The organism is Neobacillus mesonae, from assembly GCF_023715155.1.
Classification (GTDB): domain Bacteria; phylum Bacillota; class Bacilli; order Bacillales; family Cytobacillaceae; genus Neobacillus; species Neobacillus mesonae_A.
On sequence record NZ_JAMBNQ010000114.1, the window covers coordinates 1 to 444 of the forward strand.

Genomic DNA, 444 nt, shown 5'->3' on the forward strand with positions numbered 1-444 from the left:
GGTGAGCAGTAGTGCTTCGAGCTCGGCGGGGGCGACCTGGTAGCCCTTGTACTTGATCACTTCTTTGGCGCGGTCGACGATGTAGACGTGGCCGTTGTCTGCAACGCGAGCGACGTCGCCGGTGCGGAGCCAGCCGTCGTCAAGCAATGTTTCGCGGGTGGCCTCCTCATTGTTGAGGTAGCCCTGCATGACTTGCGGTCCGCGCACGAGCAGCTCGCCGGACTCGCCTTGCTCCAGGTCCTCGAGTGTTTCAATGTCCACGACGCGGCACTCGGTGTTGGGGACCGGGAAGCCGATGGAGCCGGGGTTAGTCTCGCCGTGGACACCAATGCACACCGCGGGTGAGGTCTCCGTCATGCCGTAACCCTGCACAAACGATGTTTTCAGGCGACGTTCGACGGCGCGCGCGACTTCCTCATCGAGCGGCGCCGCGCCGGAGAACAT

At 63.7% G+C, this 444-nt stretch carries 1 protein-coding gene; it reads right to left on the minus strand.

Going from position 1 to position 444, the window contains the following annotated elements; translation table 11 throughout:
* Window positions 1–444, minus strand: a 444-nt coding sequence (locus tag M3183_RS26760) for an AMP-binding protein (protein ID WP_251475081.1), incomplete at both ends; no start/stop codon positions are given.